The following is a 2,436-nucleotide window of genomic DNA, read 5'->3' on the forward strand; positions in this document are numbered from 1 at the left end:
AAAATCGCGTGTGTCGCCGCAGCCTGACAGCCGTCCCCGCCAGCTATCGCTGCATCAATCCGCTGATAACTTTACAGTGCCATCTCACCGGCATCTATTCCTGGGAGGATGAACAGAAAATACCGGAGGGCTTCAGACCTTTGCGACTTCCCGCACGAATCCTGCGCGCCGCGTGATGCTTACACTCTGTTCGGCCTTATATTAGCGTACGATTTCGCGCAGTTCTTGTTTCGACCCCATGATGCCATGCTCGTCAATGCTCGAAACTGTCAATCGGCGTTGCCAACGCCGATTGACACTCTTGGGAAGTCTCATTGTTCTAGGCCACGCTCTGAGAGCAGCCGGTTCATGACCTCGCCTTTGATCTCGCCTGCGATTTGGTTTCGGACTTGGGCTCCGAGCACCCGCTCGGCATCGACATCGCCTACCAGACCATGTTCGGCCAGTCGCTGATCCAGACGGCTCTGAAACTCTTCGCCCATGGCTTCGACGAGCCGGTCCTGCATCGCTGCATGTTCGTCCGGTGCGATGCGCCTCAGCACCGTCTCCCAAGGTTGCCAGCGGGTTGCCATGTAGTCGGTGAATTGGTTCGCTTCCCGCTCCCGGATCAGGTCCAGCGCCTCCGTCGCATCATCCTCGCTTACGTGAGAGACCGCCAGGAAGCGCATGTCAGGGGCGACGTGACTGAGCTCCAGCGGCTCGCGCAGCCGATGTTGATAGGCCAAGTAGACTTCGACGTCGTCTATGTTCGGGTCGAGGCTGAGGAGCGAGTTGACCCTGTCGCGCGCGATCTCGTCGAGCGCCTCTAAGCGGAACGCAACACGGCCGCGCTGGATCAGTTCGCCAAGACGATCGTCATAGACGCCGCCCTCGACATCAGCGTTGAGGCGCGCGGTCTGCATACCGTTCCAGTGCAAGGTAACTCGATCCTCGCAGCTCGCGTTGGCGTCGGAAGCCTGTGCAAAAAACTGCTCGCGCAATCTCGGATTGGCCGCCGTCTGCCGCAGATCATCAGCCACTCTCTGCCGAAACTCGTCATTGCCATAATTCACGGTCCCTCGTAGCCTCTCCAGGAACTGCGCGTAGTCCTGGGCGCCTGGCTCATCCGCAAAGTGCTGCCATTCGGCCAGCGTCGCCGGGTCGTCTGCGAGCCAGTGCGCGGCAGCCTCATATAGAGATTGCTGCGCAAGCTGCGGTGGCGCTTCAGCCGCCGCCAGATTAGCGAGGACGTCGTCCGGCAGCGGGTTATCCCCGAACTCGAGGTTCTCCAAATGCGGGTAGCTGAGACTAAGATTCGGTACACGACCCTCAAGAAGATCCTCAGGCAGGCCGGTCAGCCGGTTACCGCTGAGATTGAGCGATTGGAGCGTGCTCGGAAGGGGGTCGGGGAGGTTGGCCAATTGATTGCTGCTGACATCGAGTTCAATAAGCCCCGATGGGAGGGAGTCGGGGAGGTCGGTCAGCTGATTGCCACTAACCGCGAGCGAGGTGAGCCTGCTCGGGAGAGCGTCCGGCAGGCTAGTTAGTCGGTTGTCGCTTGCGTTCAGGATCTCGAGCCCAGCCGGAAGGTTGGCCGGCAGACTGGTCAAGCTGTTATCGGCCACCTCCAGCCGAGAGAGGGTCGCCGGAAGAGCGTCCGGCAAACTGGTCAACCGGTTATGGCTAATGAGAAGATGCTGAAGACCGGGGGGGAAGCTAGCGGGCAGGCTGCTTAGTTCGTTGTGCCTGGCGCGCAGTTCCAGCAATCTTGGCGGCAGGGCGGCGGGCAAAGCGGTCAGGGAGAGGGAGGACAAATCCAGCGAGTGCGAGCCCGTGTTGTCCGAACCCCTAATTCGTGTGCGCCCCTGTCGCCGATTCTCGGCTTCGCCCTGCCCCTCTTCGGCAACCCAGTTGTCCAGGATCTGCGCGCGCGCGGAGGCCGGGGTCCGATATCCTGTCATGGCTTCGACCAAATCCGCCACGGCTCGGGCGAAGCCGCTGAGGTAACTTTCCTGCTCCCCCTCTTCAGAAGTGGCCGGGGAAGAACCTGCACTCTGCTGTGCGTCTCCTATGTTCATCGATATCTTTCTTCGTCGTTAGAACAAATAGCACGCCCGCCGCTTCTCAAGGCCGCGAGGCAGGTGGTTGCGCAGCGCAATTGATCATTCGAGAGCAAGTGCAAGTGCGCTGCGGCTCCTGCCCCGAGCCGGGACAGGTTCACACGACTCCCGCCGCAGCAAATAAAGCGATACTGCTGCGAGGAGTCCTGCCATTTCGTTGGCCAGATAAGCCTGGAGGACCCGTCAACGTGGCAGCGTGCTGCCCTTAGCAGGCCTTCCTGTCGATCAGCTGACGAGTGTCGCTGCAGAACCCCGGGTGGCACCGTAAAGTTAACCGACGGCTGAGGAAGATGTGCGTACATGGGCCATGTCAGAAGTTGCTCGTGATCCGCTTTAT

Annotated in this window: 1 protein-coding gene; it reads right to left on the reverse strand. The window is 60.3% G+C overall.

The annotated features are described in order from the left end of the window. Window positions 1-311: 311 nt before the first annotated feature. The gene (gene nopM, locus AU381_RS00105) at window positions 312-2,057 is read right to left on the reverse strand and encodes a T3SS effector NEL-type E3 ubiquitin ligase NopM (protein WP_014330979.1); all 1,746 of its coding nucleotides are present in this window, start codon (window positions 2,055-2,057) and stop codon (window positions 312-314) included. Window positions 2,058-2,436 lie beyond the last annotated feature (379 nt).

Source organism: Sinorhizobium glycinis (genome assembly GCF_001651865.1).
Classification (GTDB): Bacteria; Pseudomonadota; Alphaproteobacteria; order Rhizobiales; family Rhizobiaceae; genus Sinorhizobium; species Sinorhizobium glycinis.

Coding starts and splice junctions, on each gene's coding strand:
- nopM (WP_014330979.1), bottom strand. CDS start 2,057: ATGAACATAGGAGACGCACAGCAGAGTGCAGGTTCTTCCCCGGCCACT.